Here is a 19,487-nt window from a genome sequence, read left to right as displayed (position 1 = left end):
ATTTGTATTATTAAAAATAAAAACCATTCCGAAAAAGGAATGTAAATAAATCGTGCTAATTGCATTATTGCTAACCTAAACTACCACAACGAAGTTTTCGAACTTCATCTTTAAAAGCAAATAATGTATATAAGGTACGCCATTTTGGCGTGGCTTGTATCATTGCTTTTAAGGGTGTGGTAGCCCTTGGTTAACGTGGTACAATGTCCACGCTTTATTTTTTAAGCATTTATTAACCAAAACTACCACAATGAAATTTGAATTCTCTACATTCAAAACAGTAGCATCATATTCTATTTTGATGTTAACAAATCTCTATTTATCAGGACAAACAAAATTTTCTTTTGATGATGAAATATTAAAAAAGTTTGATTACCAGACTTTAACTCCTGTTAAAGTTAAACAAGTAACCGATGGTTCAGAAAAAAGAAATGCTTACATGATTTCAATTAATGAACAAATTCCTATTTCCTCAGATGAATTAAAAGGCTCTTTTACTATTGTTTCAAATAAAATGGGTTTTCATGATCAAGATGTTTCGGGACATTTTCTTAAATATGAGCTAAGTGAAGAAGTCATAAAATATTATGATCTTCCTGAAAGTAATGTATTATTGGTAGAAAATGAAAACACCAAGAAACTTTATGTGATGGAATCAAGTTTTCTTAAAAACATCAATAAGGAAAAAGAAGAAAAACAAAAATATGAAGCTGATAGAGAAACTGTAAATCGATTTATGCAATCACTCGGCTATAAACCTTATCAAATAGGTGAAAACCTATATGTAAAAACTAAATATTATCGAATTTGGTGTACTATGGCTACACTTGAAGTCTTACAAAAAGATAAGGATTATTTGAAAAAAGTTGATAATTGGTTTGAACAACAACAATCTATACGAAAACAAATTATAGCAACCATTCCCAAATTCGACCACTATGTAAGATTGTATAGAATACAAAAAAATAGAATGTCAAAGACGGATATTTCTGCTTGGACTTCACTAACAAAATCTGCGAATGATCTAAATAAAAAACAAGTTGAGTTAACTGAAAGTTATGGGGATTAGTAGAGTTACATGACACAACAAATGCATATAATAAATCGGCTGACGAATTTATTGATTATCTGAGTGCTTCTAAAGGAGTATTAGGTTTTTAATGTTCATTGAATGTAGTTCTATATACATATTTAAAACTACATTTTTAACAATTTATAAATATGTTTTTTGTCATGTCAAAATATTGTTTAATTTTAAATAAGTAATTTTGCTTAATAATTAATAGTAATGGGAAAAATTTTTTTAGAAAAAAATATTATTATGATTGGTGATTTCAAACCGTCAAATTATGATAAATTATTTTTTATTAAAAATGAAATATTAAAAGAAGATGAAATTTTAGAAAGTAGTATATTTCTTCCTAATAGTTCATATATAGAAACAAACGAATATATAATAGATATTATTGATTTCAGAATTGCTATAACTTTTAAAAACAATGATTTAACAATTAAACAACTTAATATTGATAAATTTATTAATGATATATATGTCAAAAAATATGGATTTAATTTTAAATGGGCTCTTTTTATAGATGATATTATTACAGAATCAAAAAAATTATTTTATTTTAAAGAGAATAAATTAAATAATTTTTTTGATGATACTACTGCAGCATATGGGTATTATGTAAGTTCAGATTATGAGAATAGTAGATTACGATTAGAAGTTAATCCTATAGAGTTATTTTCAAAAATTGGTGAAAAAAGTAAAAATGCTTTACAATTCGATTTTAATTTTCACTTTAAAGATGATGATAGCTTTTCACAATCAATTGAAAAATTTGAATCTTTTGAAGAGTATGCTAAATTAATAATTAAGGAGTATGAATGATATTACTGAATTTGAATTAACTAATAATGAAACTTATTTCTCAAATAATGATAGCTATTTGAGCTTTGGTTTTATTGTTAATGATTTAACATTGACAAAAGTTACAAATTTACGATCTAATTTTATTAGACATGATTTTCAGTTGCCAATTTATGAGATTACCAGAAATTTTCATGAAAAAGAACAAATCTATATTACGGCTATTAGAAATTTATTAAAACAAAAAAGATATTTAAATCTGATGTATGAATTGTCTAATGAATATATTACTGAAGATGAGTTTAATGATGAATTAGAAAATAATGAAGACCAGTATCTAATAAAAACTGATAATAGGCTAGACTCAATAAATAAAATAAATAATTTATCTAGCGTCATTAGTAAAATTGATGTAGATTTCGATGAGGAAGATTTATTTGAAATTTTTTCCGTGTCAATATCTCTAAATTTGTTAAATCAAAAAAACACAATTAATTCTTCGAATGACTAAATTTGTACATAATAATTTTACTATTGAATGTGATTCCGCTGAAGTAATTTCAAGGAAAATTATGCCTGGTGTATATGTTGATTTTGAATCTATTGGTAAATGTTTAACATATAAATGTTCTAGAAATAGCGAAGCAACTATTCTTAAAGAGTTAGACCCTAAAGAACGAAAAATAAATGAATATTCAGCCCTTGATTTAAACTCAAAACTTGAATGTGAAAAGTTATTTGTAGCAATTGAAAGAAAAAAGCCTTATAGAATAACTAAAGTTAATCATTCACACAGACATAATGCTCAAACTTTTACTACAGATGCATTTACTTATGCTAAGATAACACAGCAATTAGTTAATATTCCCTTGCTTGATCCAGAGCAACCGATTTGTTTAATTGAAAACAAACAGAAGTAAGGTATAACTAACCTATCAGTTCCTCATACGTAATCCTCTCCGTAGCAGTTAGTAATGCAAGATTAAACCTATCACCTTCGGTATAGTTTTTCGTATTGTATCTAAAAGCAAACTCATCGCAATACTTTTGAAGATGTTTCGGACTTACAGAATGATAAATACCAAGAATTCCTCGTTTTAGTAAACTCCAGAATCCTTCAATACTATTTGTATGAAAGGAATCCTTAACATAAAGTCCTTCATTATGTGGAATCTTTTTGTGGGTATAGTATTTATGTAAACTGGAATAGCCTACCCAACCATCACTAACAACTATTGATCCTTCTTTAACCATATCTTTGATAACAGCTATAAGAGTTTTACCTTTTGTGTTTGGGACAATTTCTGTGGTTACAATTCCATTGCTTAAAAGACCAAATACAACAGTTTTTGTTTTGGTGCTTCGACCTTGAGTTTTTTCAGTCCTTTTTTCTTTGGACTTCTTCTGATTTTTTCCACCTACGAATGTTTCGTCCACTTGAGTAATACCATCAAATTTTCCAGTTCTATCAGGTTGAAATGCATTTCTAATTCTTGAAAGCATAAACCATGCAGTTTTTTGAGTTACATCAATATCCTTAGCCAATTGATGACTGCTAATTCCTTTTTTGTGAGACGAAAACAAATAAATTGCAAGAAACCACTTTTTGAACTTAATATTTGAATCCTCAAACATAGTTCCAATTCTAATGGTAAATCTTTCTCTGCAATCTTTGCATTTGTAAAGTCCTTTAAATCGACCACCTTGTTTTAATTTGTAATGATTTTCCCTAATACTTCCACAATGAGGACAAATAGGTTCTCCATTCCAACGTAATTCTTCAAAATATTCTCTGCATTTTTATTCTGTATCTAAAACCTCTATCATTTTGATTAGAGAGTTGAATTCAGGATTATAAGTGTTTGAATTTGAATAACTTATCATGTTTTATTGATATTATAAATTTAATAAAAAAGAGAACAATGCAGCAAAACATTTTTTTCGTTCTAGAAAAAATATTTTACTGCATGATTGTCAGCTTGTTAGAATCCCGAAGTGGTTTAATTAACTAAATGATTTAACAAATCAATTAATCGTAACAAAATGGATTTGATGTGGAGTAATGAAATCAAATAATCAAAAATTGTATTTGGAATGTTTTGAAATAATTCGAAGGGGTTTGAATCAATTTTATACAACAAACAAATACTATCTATGATTTTTTCTAAAAAATAATCAATGATTTTGTATTTAATAATTCTCAACAATTTGTTCAAAAAATTGTTATTTTCATTTTTTGAAAGTTCTTGCTTTTCTCTCATTAAGTCTCTCACGACACGAGAGATAATTGAAATTTTTTTATTAGACATAATTCTTATGATTAGAATTAATTCAACATTTTTCATGAAGAAAAAAATGAACTTTTGAAAAAACAAAAACAGGCTAATTTTAGCCTGTTTTTACTTCTATTACTAGATTTATGATGTAGTTAATTTTTGGAAAATTGAAATTATAGGAAACTCTTAAAATGAGTTAAAAATATACTTGAAAAGTTGTAAAAAATATAAATTATAATAATTTAACATAAAATTAATTAAATTGTTAAATTTTATTAACACTTAAAATACTATGCTTAACATAATATTTTTAAAAATTTTCTTTATTTTTGAAAAATAGGTTTCGAATCTGTTTATAGCAATATGCGAGATTAAATAATAAAAAATAGAATATTTATTATTTATTATAATTTAAAAAATGATAAGAATTTCGTAAATAATTATCATTATCTATTTTTTAAGTAATTAGTATATTAATAAGTAAAATAGTATTGGGATTTTTTTATTTGGTACATCATTATATATCATTATCTAATTTTACTCTTCGTAGTCCTTTGAAAATTTAACACCTTTCTGTTCTAAAATACTTTTTATATTCTTTGCTTTTTCTTGAGGCGATACTTGTATAACTTCATTTTTATAATTGAAAGTAAGCAACCACATACTAGTGTTATAAGAGAAAGGATAAGAAGCTAAGTTAAAGTTTTCGTAAGGAACCTCCTGTATATTCTTAAATGCATTTTTTAACATGATTGTTTCATCTAGTACTTCATCAATTATTATCCTATAATTATAAAGTTTATAGACTTTTGTATACTTAAAAACCAGACATTAATTCTGGATTCATAAAATATACGTTTAACCAATATTTGTTTTCCTTTTGTATTTTATTTGCACCAACTATTAATATATTGTCATTTGCATTTACGTAGTGCTCTTTGTTTTTGAAGTCAATATAACTTTCAATAACTTGCATTACTACTTTAGGATCAATCTTTTTATCTTGTGCTTTACAAGAAAATAGAATTAGTATAGTTCCTAAAATAAATATCATTTTTGTTTTCATAATTAATTTATTTTTCTGTTACTACCTGTATATGTTGCTGTTGAACCATTAAAATTAACATACCCTTTTCCTGGTGTTGGCCATTTCCAAGTACTATAGACATTGGTAGTTTTAAATATTGGATTTCTGCTTGATACATCAGCATCTACATAACCTCCCGTAATGATTTTATAAAAAATAGGATTATTATTATCAAATCTAACATTAAATCCTCCGGGGGCTATACTCTCTCCTAGCGGATGAGAATGATCAAAATCAACACTTTTGGTTTGGTTAATGAAGTGATTTCCATTTTCTCCTGCCAGATTTACATAGGGAATGGCAAAATAGGCACTAACACTTACATTAGTAACGTGGCTAGTAGTTATAACATTTGAGGAAAATCCATCTCCAAAATTAAATGTATCCTAGTAAATTCAACATTAGTATTTTCTGCTGCAAAGTCAAAAAATTGTTTAGCTGCATCATCATTTTGTATTTGTAGATATGTATAAATGTTACTTCCTTTTGAGCCTTCGTGTCCTGGTGTTTTAAAATTAATATCTTTAGCTTCTCCTATTTGTGAGTCTCCTGTAGGATCTTTTCTGTCACATTTGTACGGGCAATTTGAATAGATTTAGATTCATCTTCGTTGGTAATAGTATCATAGGCATTATTGTCTTTTGTTCTTTCTATGTTACCATTGTTAAAGATCTTAATCTTATCTTCTGCCTGCATTCCATCTGGGTCAATAAACCTCAAAGGATTATTAAAAGCGTAAGTATAAGGACTCCAACGTCTGGAAGTTTCCGCCAATGGATCGACAACACCCCATCTTCCCAGATCCGGCATATAGAATCTTGCTCCATAATCATGCATACCAGTCTCCTGCAGCTCCTTGCCATTGTACTTATAATTCTTATAAGTTCCTTGTCCAAAATAGGCATTACCAGTCTTTAAATAGTTCATACCAAATGGGTAATAATCATTAGCATCTGTAATTTCAAGAGCACCACCTGCGCTGTTTCTTCCAAAGCTCACTCTTACATTTCCTAAATGATCTTTATATTGGTAAATATAGCTACTTGTTAATATACTGCCACAAGAATTCTTTCATGTAGCAGTAAAAGTTGTACTTATAATTATTTTCTAGGATCACAGTCAATTACAGTATTATCAATATGTAATGCTTTTTTTGTTTCTTCTAACTCAGTTAAAATAGGATTGCAAAATTGTATAAGTTTATTCTCCCCATCATATTCAAATGTCCAATGGCGTGGAAAATCATATGTCGCATTTTTTTGATAATGAGGTACTGAAAATAAAGCCCCCTTAGATATATTTTTAAAATTTTTTGAAATAAATTCCTGTTGATTAGGTATATCTGTACCAATTATAATCCGATAGCCTTTATACTGAACCACATTCATATCCTTAGTTATTTCAGGACCTGGACAATTATAACAATTATCCAAAATATCAATCTGCATTTTACTTAAATCTTGATTTTTAATTATGCTTAACATCAAATACCTTTCTTTTGAATTAAAGCTACTTTTCCTATCAGAATAAAAATGGATATAACCATCAACAATTGCATTAATATTTATTTTATTTTTTACCTTATCTTTTTTTGTCTGTGAAGAAAAGCAACTGTAAAAAAATACTAAGCAAACTAATATTATTAGATTATTTTTCAAAATTTCCGTATGTCTCATTGTATTTAATATATTGTTTTAAAAGTGATGAATATACTCTTAATCTAACTGTTGGATTATTTTTTGCTGCATTTGTATCAGATATTACATCTTTAGCGGTCGCAAAAATATCATTAGATGGCATAAAAGTTTTTGTTTTACCATCATATCTCAAACCGCTTGGTGAATATCCTAGCTGAATTGGATGATTATGATCTTGTGATGTTAAAGTACTTGGATAAAACCAGTTTCCATTCACAGAAAAATTATCTACAAATCTTTTGGGATCAATAGGAGCACCAGACTCTAAGTGAAAAGTAGAGATAATAGAGAAAGTAGTATTATTTGATCCAGAATATGTTGAGTTTGCAGTTTCTATATTGGTGTTATTATAAAAATATTCTGCAACTTCTGAAGCTTTTGATTCATTATTAGCAAATCTTAATGTTGATATCTTATCACTTGTATGTCCGGTATTATCACGCATTTGGAACCCTAAGTGTGTGATTTTTAAATTTTCAGCTATATAACCTTTTTCACCAGCTTCAACCCCTCCATCATTGTCTGCTTTAAGATTTCCATCCTTATCAAAATTCTTTTCAGCATAAATAATATCTGTTTTAGATTCTGCCATCCAAGTAAGATTTCCAGATTTATCTAACTTATATATATCTGTACCCTGTCTTCCATCCGGATCAATAAACCTCAAAGGATTATTAAAAGCATAATTGTATGGTGACCATCTTCTCATTTTTTCCGCCAGTGGATCTACCACACCCCATCTTCCCAAGTCGGGCATATACATCCTCGCACCATAATCATACATTCCGGTCTCCTGTAGCTCCTTTCCATTGTACTTATAATTAAAGTACCCTCCTAAAAGCCCTTTTCCCTGGCCAATATGGTTTAACCCGAACGGATAATAATTGTTAGTATCCGTCACTTGAGCAGCACCTGCGCTGTTTTTAGCATAACTTACCCTCGCATTTCCAAGGTGATCCCTGTATTGGTAAATATAGCGGTTTTCCTGGAAACTATAAAATCCTTCTGCTGTTGGTACAAAATCAAGACGCCATTCCGGGGTAATAACGCCCGGCTCAAGAATTTCCCCGGATTCCTTATAAGCCTCCTTTTCAAAAGCTACACTTGTACGACACCATAGGCAAGGTTCAATAACTTCACGATATTTGTACTGGAAACCATCCAGGTAATCGGTAATAACATTAGTGGTTGATTGTCCTCTTCCTCCTCCTGAAGTATTGAGTTTACGAAGCTTTACCCCATCTGCACGATAAAGGTATTGCAACCTGAAATTCTTAGTCCCGAAAAAAGGATCAGTTTGGGTAATGGAATAGGCATCGGGTAAACTCAGGTAATTATAAGCAATATTCTGAATTCCTTTATCTTTTAAATTGAGCATATTCCCGTTCAGGTCATAATCTATGATATTATTTCCGCCTTCATAGCCGGTATCGTTCAGAGAATGTTCTATCACCTGGTTCAAACGGTTGCCGGTATAGTTATACTCCAAATCATCCACCACCGTGGAAGTGCTTCCCAACACCGGGAAAGCATTTCTTTTCAGGGTCATAATATTGCCATTCGTGTCATAGGTAAGATGTTCATTAAAGTTATTGTTGTATGGATTGGTGGCATTAGGCTCTGTATAGATACCATCCTTTAACCTGTTGAGGCCATCATAGGTATAGGAATATCTTTTTAAAACATCCTCTGAAGAGTTTCTCCAGTCTATTTCGGCAATATTCCCATTAAACCTGCCTGAAGCTAAATTGGTATACACAGGATTATGGTATTTGATTTCATAGCCAAACAATTTCCCATTCAGGTTGGCAGGATCATTGATCCTGGTCATCCAGCCCCTGATATTGTATGCATAATCAATACTCTGCAAGTTATTGCCTACTTTTTTATTGGTTAGCTGAGAAAGTTCATTATAGGTATTCTGGGCCAGAATCTCTTCAGGATTATTATCTACCTGGTGTCTGTGCACCAACAGCCTGTTTTGGGAATCATATTCAAAGTTTTCTGTAATAATCCTTTCTGTATCGGTATCCAGTCTCTTATGTCGGGTGACAACCTGTTGAGCAACGCCTGCAAAATCCAGTTTGGATTCTGTTTTGGTATAACCTCCCAAATGGTTGATGGAATGGGTTCCTATTACTCTTCCTTTTGTGTCATAATAGGTATAATTTTTCGTCCAGTTGTCATCTTCAATATTTTTCACCAGGCTCATGGTAGGAAGTCCTTTGGTGCTTCTTCCATCGGATGTTGACGTTTCTGTTAATACAGCAGTTCCCTGGATACTGGCAGGAAAAGAGGGATTAAAGCTGTACCCAGGGTAATTGTCATAATAGTTGACACTCAATATCGTAGAAATTTCATCGCCAAAGTTACCGTTGGTATAATAAACCGTCATTCCATTTTTAGTAAACCCTGTATTGCTTCTGCCTTCAATAATGATCCCGTTACCGACATTAGTTTGTCTTCCTACCCTGTCCCCTGCATCTAAAAGTCCTGTATAAGCAACTCTTCCCAGTGGATCATATTTGGTAATCAGCCATTTATTTTGAGCTCTCAGGGTAGCATCCTGGGATAAAATCAAACGATCGGCTCCATCATATACCATATATTCCCAACCTTTACCTGGAAGCTTCTTTTCTACAAGCCTGCCTTTCCCATCATAACGGTACTGATAGCACAAGTCGTTCAGCAAATCGTCCGTGATTGATTGATGAACAGCATTGGGAGGAATAACAAAGGCAAGTTGGTTGTATTCATTGTAAACATAATAAGTATCAATATTTTTTATCCCATCTGTTTTACGTACCAGCATAATTTGCCCCTGCCCATTTTTAAACTCTCGTGTTTCATTTCCATCTTCATCTTTTACTGTATTTTTATATAGTTGATTGGGAGCATAGGTTTGTGCTGATGATAAACTCAGAATACTTTTAGTCGCATTGTTTTCCCAGGTTGTGGAAGTAACAAATTGATAGACTTCATCAGATGCATTCGTTCCATATTCAAATTTCACAGGTTTACCAGCCCAGTCATTGCCCACCTGGATATGCTGCTGAATTCTATCTAAAGGTGAGTTTTCCAGCACTTTTTCTGAATAGATCTTTTCCCCACCATAGATGGATGAAGCATTTCCAAGAGGTGAAGCATAGATAGCTCCGTTCTGGGTTCCGGATTGGGGAACGGGCAGGTAATCTTTAACCTGTCTTCCAAACTGGTCATATTCAATATGGGTGACAACATCTTTTCCTGCAGGAGAGGCTTTTACGCCAACTACTTGTTTGGGTCTGCCAAGGCCATCAAAATACTGGACGGTTTCTGAAGATTTTGTGGCTGTTGTTCCGCTGTAATCAAGATAGGTTTTAGTCTGCACATAGTTTTCCGTATTGGGAAGTGGGGTAAGCTGGGCTTTTACATTTCCCAACAGCAATATTCCTACCGGGATAATTATCTTTTTCATCGTTTGTTAGTTTTTATAGTTGTATTTCATCTCCTTTAACACTTTTCCATTGGCATCAACCACTTTTTCCAATCGGCCTGCTGCATCATACATATAGCTCTCTCTGATTCCGGATGGCGGGGTGATGCTTCGAACTCCTACTAAAGGATCATAAGTGTAAGTGGTAACCTGGTAACCCAACAGGCTGTTTCTAAATGTATTGAAAGCATCCAACACATTGACTTCATCATTATTTGCTCCTGCTGCTGCATCTGTATTAGAAGCATTAACAATAGAATCAATTAATGACTGCTGGATATCTGACAGTTTAGCCCCTTCTATTTTGGCAATAGGCTGAGTCTGGTTATAGCCCCAGATGATTACTGTAGAGATTCCATCTTTTGTCGTGTACTGGAGTAAATTTCCTTTAGAGTCATATTGATTATAAGTAATATCGGTTGATGGATTATTCTGAAGATCATAGGACAATCCTGAACTTGGAAATAAATTAGAAGGATCATCATATTTGGTTTCTATATGAAATATTGTTTTACCATTGAAAATTTCTTTTTTTTCTAAAAGGTATTTATAAATATTTTTATCGAGTAGCTTGTTTAATAGTTTAGCTTGTGGATAGAAATAATAGGTTTCATAGACTCCTTTTTCAGTAGTTTCTTTAGTATAATCTACATTGAAATCAAACTTATTCACTTGTGTTTCTTTTGACGAAGTTATAAATCTGTTTTGAGGATAATAAAAAGTATTTGTGATGTTGTGTTTTTTGATATATATAGGATTGAGCTTTAAATACCCCGAAGGTTGCTCTACCATAATTGGGGTAGCAGATAAAGTCTGAGTAGTGTATTCATGACTCTCTGAAGCAATCATTTGGTTAGCTGAATCAAACATTTCTTTCTTTTTTAATAGTCCTCTATTGTTAAGGTCTTCCAGATAATCCAGTTCAGTAGAAGTTATGGCAGGATTTATATCATCCATTCCGATAAAGGTATATTTAGTGTATCCTCCATCTCGGTCAACTTCTTTTACATTTTTATAGATTATATTTCTGTTTAGCTCATATCCTCCATACATCGTTATAAAATCAGAACTTTTCTTAAAGCCGGTAAATAGAGAAGGTACACCACTGGAGCCATTGGGATCCATAAACTTCTCATAATAATAAGTTTTAGAATTAGAAGCTTTCACTGAAGACTCTGAATTAAAGGTTTCTATACTTCTGATTCTTACTCCATATTTACTCACATAGCTCTGAGGATGTTCAGCTTCTGTTCTTTCTGAAACGGATAAATAACCAACCCCGGTAGTATTTCCTCCAATAGTAATAGTATGAGGTCCTGCCCAACATACAGGCATATATATTCTCCCATAGCCATCTGCTGTCTGTATTAATGGTTGACCATCTACAAAAAAAGTGATATTGGGAATGGCCTCCGGATCAAGTAGAGGGTTGGGATCATAACCAATAACCTGGAAACAAAAAACAAGTTCTCTAAAGTCATCCTGCGGTTTTCCGGTAGATGTTACATTAAAAGTGAAAGTGCTATTTATTTTTGTATCAAAATCGAAAGAGGTAATAGGCTTAAAGTAATACGTTTCTTTTCCGCTTATATATCCCATTCCCGCCATCCAAGCTGGCGGATCAAATTGATTGGACTCAAAGTTAAATTTAACGTAACCTTTAGTAGGCAAAATCATTTTTGATAAGGTTCCGATTACTGAATATTTGGGGTTATCTATCCATTCTCTTATTGGCTCAGGGTCAGTAGGACATACATCAAAACCAAAATTAGGGGATGGGCCATAATACCTATCTGTTCCTGTTGTATTATAAACAAATGAACGAGTTTCTATTTCATTTCCCTGACTATTTCTTTTAATGATCTTATCAAGTGTTGTCGTAGTATAAGTTACTGTATTACCGTATTCATACTTATAATAGAAAAAGCCTCCATATTCTAAATTCACCTCCTGTATAAGTTTATTCTCTGTGTCTTTTAATTCTACTTTTTTTACACGATAGCAATCAGACATATTAGTAGTATTGGATTTGTATCTATTCTCAGGAAAATAATCATATTCAAGATTGATAACTCCATAATCTTTAGAAATAATTTTCTTAGGCTTATAATCAACCATAGAAAGTTGATATTCCGAATAAGGATATTCTGCATACTCAATCTTAACAATTTCCTGATTATCAACATCCAGTACTTTTGTTAAATAATATGCTCCTGTATAAGTCTCATTATAATAATTATCTAGTACCTTAACCGATTTGTTAAAAAAATATTGATTACCATATTCATCAGTGATCTTAAAATCTAAAATATCATAGAATTTGTTTGGCGAATTCGTAAATTCTATTTTTTCTTTTGAGGTTCCTAAATTCTGAACATTAATAATATTACCAGATTTTCTGAAAACAAATTTCCCGGACATTCCAAATGCATTAAAAAAGAATACATCATCAAACTGAAATAGATCCATATTCGTTTGGGGATTGTTAGCAGCTTTTTCATCCATAGCTCCAATGGTAACTTTGGAAATGGCATTATTTATATTCATCAGGCTCCATCCTAAACCAACATCTGAAGATTTTTGAAATCGTGCCGCATTTCTGACATGATAAGACATTCCCAGATTAATACTTACATTCTTATTTCTTGTAGGAAGATCAAAAACAGGTAAATCTATTTTTGGAATACCTGTTGAAAGATCAACAGGTGTATCCACATAAGTAGATAAATAAGAAAGAGTAGGTATTGGTTTGCTGAATTCCGTAGGATTATTTTGTGCTTTCAGGCATGTATAAAGTGTCAATAAAAGAAAAATAAGGTATTTTCTCATGAGTGTTTATTTTTTAATCAGTTTAGCATTGGCCGTTTTGTTAGTATCAGTCTTTATGGTCACCAGATAAGCTCCCTGGATCAAAGCCTGGGTATTGATCTTGGTTACTTTGTTTTTGGTCTTCATAGTTTGAAGCTGTCTCCCGCTCATATCATACAACAAAATCTCAGCTTCTTTAAATTGGGAGCCAATTTCTACATATGCATAGTCTGATACCGGGTTAGGATAAATCTTAATGTCATATTTTTCAATTAACTGATCAACCTGCTTGTCTCCCAATTTGACAATCTTCCAGTTTTCTTTTCCCAGCTCTTCTGCGCTGGTTCCTGCAAGGATAATAGATCCATCCCTGTTGAGCTTTAAATCCGAGAGCCTTTCCTCTCTTTGCCTCGATTCTCCTCCCACATGTTTCCGCCACTGCTCATTACCATTGCCATCCAGGTACAGCATCCAGAAAGTTTCATCATCCTTTTCAATCCTTCCTTCTGCCTGGGTATAGCCGCCCAATAAAATTCCTTTGGTAGATTTCCCGCTTCCTGCTTCCAACTCCCCACCTATCACACTCATCCCCATCAGAATATCCCGGTTTTTAAAGTTGTAGGCTTTTTGCCACTCTTCTTCTCCTCTCTCATTAAGGGCAATTAGCCAAAGGTCTGTTCCTTCATCTATTCCTACTGTTTTATTTCCTGATCTTTCCGATCTGGATTCTCCTCCGATGATATAGCCGCTGGAGGTCAATGCCAGGGTCCTCAAATGATCATCTCCTTTCCCTCCATAGTTCTTTTCCCATTCTACCTTTCCGGTTTTATCCAGTTTTATAATCCAGTAATCGCCTTCACCATAGTTGCTGCTGGTTTTTGGCATTTGGCTTCTGGCTACAGAGCCCGCAGTTTTGGAAGGTAAATCCGGAGTATTGGTTGTTGATTGACTGTTGCCCATATTAACAACTCCACTTCTGGAATAGATGCCTAACAAAGCGCCACCGTCTTTCGTGGGAATCATTTTTTCAACTTCGTCTAAACCTTTTCCTCCTAGAACAAGTTGCGAGAGTTCTTTCCCCTCTTTATCAAGTCTTACTATCCATACATCTTTGGAACCGTAACCCTTAGAAGAGCTTTGCACATTTCCCGCTACAAAAAAACCTGAATCGGTGGTTTGAATGACTGCCCTGGCTTCTTCATCGGAAGAACTTCCCAAAGTTTTCTGCCATAGCTCATCCCCGAATTCATTAATCCTGATCAGCCAGATATCAGAGCCTCCTTTGGAATCGTCCTTTTTATCCAGCCCTTTTCCGGAATAGGAGGTCCCGGCTAAAAGGAAGCCCCCATCCTGCGTGGTTACAGTGGCTGACAAATAATCATGGTTTTGCCCTGAGAAATACTTCTCCCAGGCCTGTTCTCCCTGCTGGTTTAATTTTACCAGATGAAAATCATAGCCGTTGTTCTGGCTGGCAGCATTTCCTGCTCCCTGCTTCGTGCTTCCCGCCTGAATACTGCTGCCTGTGATAAGGTACTGCTGGTCTATTGTAGTGGTCACCTGGCTTAAGAAATCCTGAGTTGAGGATTTGATGTCTTTCTGCCAAACCACTTCCTGGGCCGGTAAACCTAAGACTATACACAGGGTGAGGGTACTCATGTAGAGCTTTTTCATGTATTGTTGTTTTTAAAAGTTATTACTGGTTTAAATTTTACGAATTTAACAATTTTTAACACACCAAATCCTATGAAAGTGACTTAATATGAATGTTAAACTCTCACGAGACAAATGTATTGACGCTAAGCGACAAAAGCTGTCGCATTTTATTACAACTAAAAACAAAAAAGAGAAGCGTTTGCCTCTCTTTAATTTTATCTAAATTTCTTTTTCCTCAGCCAGAAGAACAATCCTCCCATTAACCCAATAATTGCCAGCGGAAGCAATAAATTCAGCCATTGCCAGTTTGTTTTTTCTTCGGTAATTCTATGGCGGTCCAGAAGTCTCTCTTCAATATTCCTGTTTCTCAATTCCATGAGGTTGCTGTCGTCCAGCAGGTAATCTAATGCGTTCCTCAGAAACTGTTCGTTTCCAAATTGTTCGTTGGTCAACAAATCTACTCCTAAAGGAAGTGGTTTCCCTTTGATTACTTTATTTCTTCCAACATCTCCGTCAGCAATAACGATCATTTTATTCTCAGGACTTGCTGCCCTGAAACCCGGATAAGACTTTCTTTCAATCCTGGAAGCATAGGCAGAATTAAACTTTCCTTCCAATGCTACCGCGAAAATTTTCGGTGTACTTGCTTTTTCCATCTGCCCAAGGCTGTCTACACTGGCGATTTCTTTTAAATCAACATAGTTAGGAACCTGTTTCAATAAAGTTCTTTCACTGGATTCAAAAAGTACTTTTGTTTTGATATTCTTTCTGCCGCCCAATGTATCAATAGAAGTAGGAAATTCAAATTTTACAGGATTAATATTTTTCGTAATCGGATTATTATTCTCTGCGATCCCGAGCGGGTAATAAGGCCAGGGTAAACTCGTGTATTGTGGATTACCACTCACCTCCCCGGTTACTAACCTTAATAAGGCAAACTTCTTAACATCTTTTACCAGCGCGGGGTTGATTCTGATTCCATAATTGAAAAAGAAATCGGTCATATTGATGTCAACAGGGAAAGGCATTACTTTTTTAGCTCTTGTCAATGTATCCATTTCAGCATTTACAGCATCAATCATCCAAAGTGTCTTCCCTCCATTCATAATATACTGGTCAAGGATTACCTTTTCATTATCGGTAAATGCTTTTCTGGGTTTTGCAATCACCAGGGCACTCATTTGTTTCAGTAAAGGAACATCTTCCAGTGAAAGTTCGGTCTGGTTCTTAGGAATAATAGGTCCCGCATCATAATTCTCCATGGCCAATTGTACAAATCCCTGAAACTCATCCGGATTCAATTCATCATGATTGACTAAAATTCCTATTTTCTTTCTTTTATCAGCTGCGATATTCTTAATGTTTGAAACCAGGCTGTATTCCAATCCTTCAATGGACCTTGTCAGCTGCTGATCAGCATCAATACCGGCCTGTTGTACCACCAGCGGAATAGAAACCCCATCAGCCTCGTATTTGATTACAGCATAGGGGAAAAGGGTAATCTGGGAAATTTTACCATCTTTAATATCAGGAAGAATAGACGGCTGCATTCCCATGGCCATCAAGGTATCCTGGGACATTTTTGTTTTGATAGGATCGATGAATTTAAAATCGATTTTTGGATTAATTTTTCTGAACTCTTCCAGCATAAATTTTGTTTCGCCCTGAAGCTGCTTAAAGCTTGCCGGGAAATCCCCTTCAAGATAGACCTCAACAGTCAAAGGTTTTTTAACAGACTCCAATACTTTGATGGTATTATCAGAAAGCGTATATCTCTTTTCTTTGGTTAAATCGAGTCTGCCTCCCGAATAAGCCAGGATAATAACCAGGGGAACGATAACAAATAAAAAAATTCCTAATGGAGATTTAACATTAATCTTCTTCATAGCTCTACTTCTTTTTGTTAATAAAATGATTGGACAATACTAATGAAGCTCCGATAACCAGAATAAAATAGGCTACATCTTTCAAATCAATAAGTCCTCTTGTAAAGCCTAAAAAATGCTGGTAGAAACCTATATTCTGAAGGATAAAATCTGCTCCCCCCAACAATTTATAACTAGCCAGTTGCTCAATACCAAAATACATGATAAAGCACATGAAAACACCCAGCAAATAAGCCATAATCTGGTTTTGTGACAATGAAGAAGCCAGGATTCCCACTCCGGAAAAGGCTGCAATTAAGATAACCAGCCCGATATAACTTCCGAATGTCATCCCCAGGTCAATATTTCCTTCCGGAACTCCCAGAACGTATACTGTATAAAGATAAATCAGAGAAGGAATAAGGCATAAAATCCCGACAATCCATACCGAAAGGAATTTACCGGTTACCAGCTCTGAAATCTTCAATGGCTGCGAAAAAAGCCAGTTTAAAGTTCCTGTCTGCTGTTCTTCAGCAAAAGTTTTCATGGAAAGTGCCGGAATAATAAACATCAACAGCCATGGAACTAAGACAAAATAGCTTTGCAGCGATGCCTGCCCGATTTCAAAAATATTGGAATCATTGTCGAAAAAGAACAAAAATAGTGTTGCGATAAGACTGAAAGCAGCAATAATAATCCATGCACTCCAGTTCCCAAAGTAACTCCAAAGTTCCTTCTTTAAAATTGCAATCATAGTTTTTTGTAAAAATGTAAAAGGTATCGTGTATCAAGGGTATACACTCTACTCCACAATTATTTGTTTTTTTTATTTTTATTAACGAGTTTCACTGTCATCATGATCAGAAATACAAGAACGAAAAATCCTGTAATTAATTGCCACCAATACTCAATTACCATGGATTTCAGAATAACGGTAAAGACCACGAGGAATAAAATAAATGTAGCAATTTCATTTGCCTGTCTCAATTTGATATTGGCAATCGGTAATGTATTTCCATGCAATATCTTCAGTTGAAGCACTTTTTTCCAGCACCAGTAATGATAAGCAGCCAACCCGATCAGGAAAGTCAGTTTCAGATGGAACCAGCCCATTTTCATCAGTCCAGGATTTAACAGGATCATTACCAGTCCGCATACTGCCATAATCACTCCGGCAGGTACAGTGATAATGTTCCACAGCCTCCTGGCCATAAAGGCGTACTGCTCCCTCAGAATTTTCTTTTTCTCTTCCGGGAATTCATCAGTATCCTTATAGTAAACAAAAATTCTTACGAGATAAAAAATTCCCGCAAAATAGCTTACCATAAAAATAATATGCAGCGCTTTGATTATTGTATAAAGCATTCAGAAAAAATTAAAAGCAAAGATAAGGTTTTATCTAATTGTTAAAAATAAAATTCTTTTGATCCGGAAAATATAACGGGAATTGCATTTTATATAAAAATATTTCGGCTCGGGGCAGCAAAGCTGCCCGAGCCGAAGATTATATTTTCATGAATGAGATCATCCCGTATTAAGAGATCACTCCTAATTCCTTCCCTACTTTTTCAAATGCGGCAATCGCTTTATCCAGATGCTCTTTTGTATGGGCAGCAGACAACTGTACCCTGATTCTCGCTTTTCCTTTAGGTACTACCGGATAGAAGAATCCGATGACATAAATTCCTTCATCCATAAGTCTTTCAGCCATTTTTTGTGAAAGTGGGGCATCGTAAAGCATTACCGGAACAATAGCGGCATCACCATCAGGAATATCAAAACCTTTGGCTTTCATTTCAGTTCTGAAATACGCTGCATTTTCCATTACTTTATCACGGAGAGAGGTGTCTTCAGAAATCATATCCAATACCTTCAAAGCAGCTCCTACAATACCGGGAGCCAGTGAGTTGGAGAATAAGTAAGGACGGGAACGCTGTCTCAGCATATCAATAATTTCCTTTTTACCGGAAGTAAACCCTCCAAGAGCCCCTCCTAAAGCTTTTCCTAAGGTAGAAGTAATAATATCTACTCTTCCCATTACTTCATTGGCCTCATGGGTTCCACGTCCTGTTTTACCGATAAATCCTGTTGCATGAGAATCATCCACCATTACCAGGGCATCGTATTTATCCGCAAGATCGCAAAGGCCTTTTAAATTAGCCACGATACCATCCATTGAGAAAACTCCGTCCGTTACGATAATTTTAAAACGATGATTCTTTTCAGAAGCCGCAATAAGCTGTGCTTCCAGATCTGCCATATCATTATTCTTATATCGATATCTGGCTGCCTTACAAAGGCGCACCCCGTCGATGATAGATGCATGGTTCAGTTCATCAGAAATAATAGCATCCTCTTCAGTAAATAAAGGTTCAAAAACACCACCATTAGCATCAAATGCAGCCGCATAAAGAATAGTATCTTCAAGTCCCAGGAAATCGGCAATCTTTTTTTCCAATTCCTTGTGAATATCCTGTGTTCCACAGATAAAACGTACAGATGACATCCCATATCCGTGAGAGTCAATCATATCCTGGGAAGCTTTCATTACTTCCGGATTGTTGGACAGTCCAAGATAATTATTGGCACAGAAGTTCAGAAGTTTCTTCCCGTTGGCTTCTATTTCTGCACTCTGCTGAGAAGTGATGATTCTTTCTCTTTTGTAAAGTCCGTCATTCTCAATATTCTGAAGCTCATTCTGTAAATGCTGAAGGTATTTTTCAGAGATCATTTTTCGTAATTTTTTAGATGTG

At 34.0% G+C, this 19,487-nt stretch carries 14 protein-coding genes and 1 pseudogene; 4 read left to right on the top strand and 11 right to left on the bottom strand.

The window, feature by feature from the left end:
• Positions 1-250 precede the first annotated feature (250 nt).
• The 4 genes from OK18_RS14560 to OK18_RS14545 all read left to right on the top strand — a co-directional run bounded on the left by OK18_RS14560 (position 251) and on the right by OK18_RS14545 (position 2,793).
• Complete coding sequence (locus OK18_RS14560; protein ID WP_053328451.1) at positions 251-1,069, top strand: hypothetical protein; 819 nt, start codon at positions 251-253, stop codon at positions 1,067-1,069.
• A 219-nt stretch (positions 1,070-1,288) separates the two neighbouring features.
• On the top strand, positions 1,289-1,894 hold the full coding sequence (locus OK18_RS14555) for a hypothetical protein (RefSeq protein WP_053328450.1): 606 nt from the start codon (positions 1,289-1,291) through the stop codon (positions 1,892-1,894).
• On the top strand, positions 1,887-2,384 hold the full coding sequence (locus tag OK18_RS14550; RefSeq protein ID WP_053328449.1) for a hypothetical protein: 498 nt from the start codon (positions 1,887-1,889) through the stop codon (positions 2,382-2,384). Before OK18_RS14555 ends, OK18_RS14550 begins: the two co-directional genes overlap by 8 nt.
• Positions 2,377-2,793, top strand: coding sequence for a hypothetical protein (locus tag OK18_RS14545; protein WP_053328448.1), 417 nt, complete (start codon positions 2,377-2,379; stop codon positions 2,791-2,793). Before OK18_RS14550 ends, OK18_RS14545 begins: the two co-directional genes overlap by 8 nt.
• Positions 2,794-2,800: 7 nt before the next feature.
• Here OK18_RS14545 and OK18_RS14540 read toward each other — a convergent pair.
• The 11 genes and pseudogenes from OK18_RS14540 to kbl form a co-directional block, all read right to left on the bottom strand.
• A pseudogene (locus tag OK18_RS14540) lies at positions 2,801-3,670 on the bottom strand (IS1595 family transposase); the annotation flags it as partial.
• Positions 3,671-4,966: 1,296 nt separating this feature from the next.
• Positions 4,967-5,215: a hypothetical protein gene (locus OK18_RS14525; RefSeq protein WP_053328445.1), complete on the bottom strand. Its 249-nt coding sequence runs from the start codon at positions 5,213-5,215 to the stop codon at positions 4,967-4,969.
• A gap of 555 nt (positions 5,216-5,770) precedes the next feature.
• Positions 5,771-6,235, bottom strand: coding sequence for an RHS repeat-associated core domain-containing protein (locus tag OK18_RS14520; protein ID WP_053328444.1), 465 nt, complete (start codon positions 6,233-6,235; stop codon positions 5,771-5,773).
• A 101-nt stretch (positions 6,236-6,336) separates the two neighbouring features.
• Positions 6,337-6,912, bottom strand: a complete 576-nt coding sequence (locus OK18_RS14515; protein ID WP_053328443.1) for a hypothetical protein — start codon at positions 6,910-6,912, stop codon at positions 6,337-6,339.
• Complete coding sequence (locus OK18_RS14510) at positions 6,884-10,390, bottom strand: DUF6443 domain-containing protein (RefSeq protein ID WP_053328442.1); 3,507 nt, start codon at positions 10,388-10,390, stop codon at positions 6,884-6,886. Before OK18_RS14510 ends, OK18_RS14515 begins: the two co-directional genes overlap by 29 nt.
• A gap of 6 nt (positions 10,391-10,396) precedes the next feature.
• On the bottom strand, positions 10,397-13,237 hold the full coding sequence (locus OK18_RS14505; RefSeq protein WP_053328441.1) for an RHS repeat domain-containing protein: 2,841 nt from the start codon (positions 13,235-13,237) through the stop codon (positions 10,397-10,399).
• 6 nt (positions 13,238-13,243) lie between these two features.
• Complete coding sequence (locus tag OK18_RS14500) at positions 13,244-14,887, bottom strand: T9SS type A sorting domain-containing protein (RefSeq protein ID WP_053328440.1); 1,644 nt, start codon at positions 14,885-14,887, stop codon at positions 13,244-13,246.
• 197 nt (positions 14,888-15,084) lie between these two features.
• On the bottom strand, positions 15,085-16,755 hold the full coding sequence (gene gldG, locus OK18_RS14495; protein WP_053328439.1) for a gliding motility-associated ABC transporter substrate-binding protein GldG: 1,671 nt from the start codon (positions 16,753-16,755) through the stop codon (positions 15,085-15,087).
• Between the two features lie 4 nt (positions 16,756-16,759).
• Entirely contained in the window at positions 16,760-17,488 is a 729-nt protein-coding gene (locus OK18_RS14490; RefSeq protein WP_053328438.1) for an ABC transporter permease subunit, read from the bottom strand.
• Between the two features lie 59 nt (positions 17,489-17,547).
• The gene (locus OK18_RS14485; protein ID WP_053328437.1) at positions 17,548-18,099 is read right to left on the bottom strand and encodes a CopD family protein; all 552 of its coding nucleotides are present in this window, start codon (positions 18,097-18,099) and stop codon (positions 17,548-17,550) included.
• Between the two features lie 169 nt (positions 18,100-18,268).
• On the bottom strand, positions 18,269-19,465 hold the full coding sequence (kbl, locus tag OK18_RS14480; RefSeq protein WP_050022630.1) for a glycine C-acetyltransferase: 1,197 nt from the start codon (positions 19,463-19,465) through the stop codon (positions 18,269-18,271).
• Positions 19,466-19,487 lie beyond the last annotated feature (22 nt).

This window comes from Chryseobacterium gallinarum (assembly GCF_001021975.1).
Taxonomy (GTDB): Bacteria; Bacteroidota; Bacteroidia; order Flavobacteriales; family Weeksellaceae; genus Chryseobacterium; species Chryseobacterium gallinarum.
The sequence above is the reverse complement of the archived record's forward strand: the minus strand, read 5'-3'. Positions and strand labels throughout refer to the sequence as shown.

Bases quoted from the DNA above. Each gene is read 5' to 3' on its own strand.
- OK18_RS14555 (WP_053328450.1), top strand. From the start codon at position 1,289: ATGGGAAAAATTTTTTTAGAAAAAAATATTATTATGATTGGTGATTTC.
- OK18_RS14485 (WP_053328437.1), bottom strand. From the start codon at position 18,099: ATGCTTTATACAATAATCAAAGCGCTGCATATTATTTTTATGGTAAGC.
- OK18_RS14560 (WP_053328451.1), top strand. From the start codon at position 251: ATGAAATTTGAATTCTCTACATTCAAAACAGTAGCATCATATTCTATT.
- OK18_RS14490 (WP_053328438.1), bottom strand. From the start codon at position 17,488: ATGATTGCAATTTTAAAGAAGGAACTTTGGAGTTACTTTGGGAACTGG.
- OK18_RS14505 (WP_053328441.1), bottom strand. From the start codon at position 13,237: ATGAGAAAATACCTTATTTTTCTTTTATTGACACTTTATACATGCCTG.
- OK18_RS14525 (WP_053328445.1), bottom strand. From the start codon at position 5,215: ATGAAAACAAAAATGATATTTATTTTAGGAACTATACTAATTCTATTT.
- gldG (WP_053328439.1), bottom strand. From the start codon at position 16,755: ATGAAGAAGATTAATGTTAAATCTCCATTAGGAATTTTTTTATTTGTT.
- kbl (WP_050022630.1), bottom strand. From the start codon at position 19,465: ATGATCTCTGAAAAATACCTTCAGCATTTACAGAATGAGCTTCAGAAT.
- OK18_RS14515 (WP_053328443.1), bottom strand. From the start codon at position 6,912: ATGAGACATACGGAAATTTTGAAAAATAATCTAATAATATTAGTTTGC.
- OK18_RS14510 (WP_053328442.1), bottom strand. From the start codon at position 10,390: ATGAAAAAGATAATTATCCCGGTAGGAATATTGCTGTTGGGAAATGTA.
- OK18_RS14545 (WP_053328448.1), top strand. From the start codon at position 2,377: ATGACTAAATTTGTACATAATAATTTTACTATTGAATGTGATTCCGCT.
- OK18_RS14500 (WP_053328440.1), bottom strand. From the start codon at position 14,887: ATGAAAAAGCTCTACATGAGTACCCTCACCCTGTGTATAGTCTTAGGT.
- OK18_RS14550 (WP_053328449.1), top strand. From the start codon at position 1,887: ATGAATGATATTACTGAATTTGAATTAACTAATAATGAAACTTATTTC.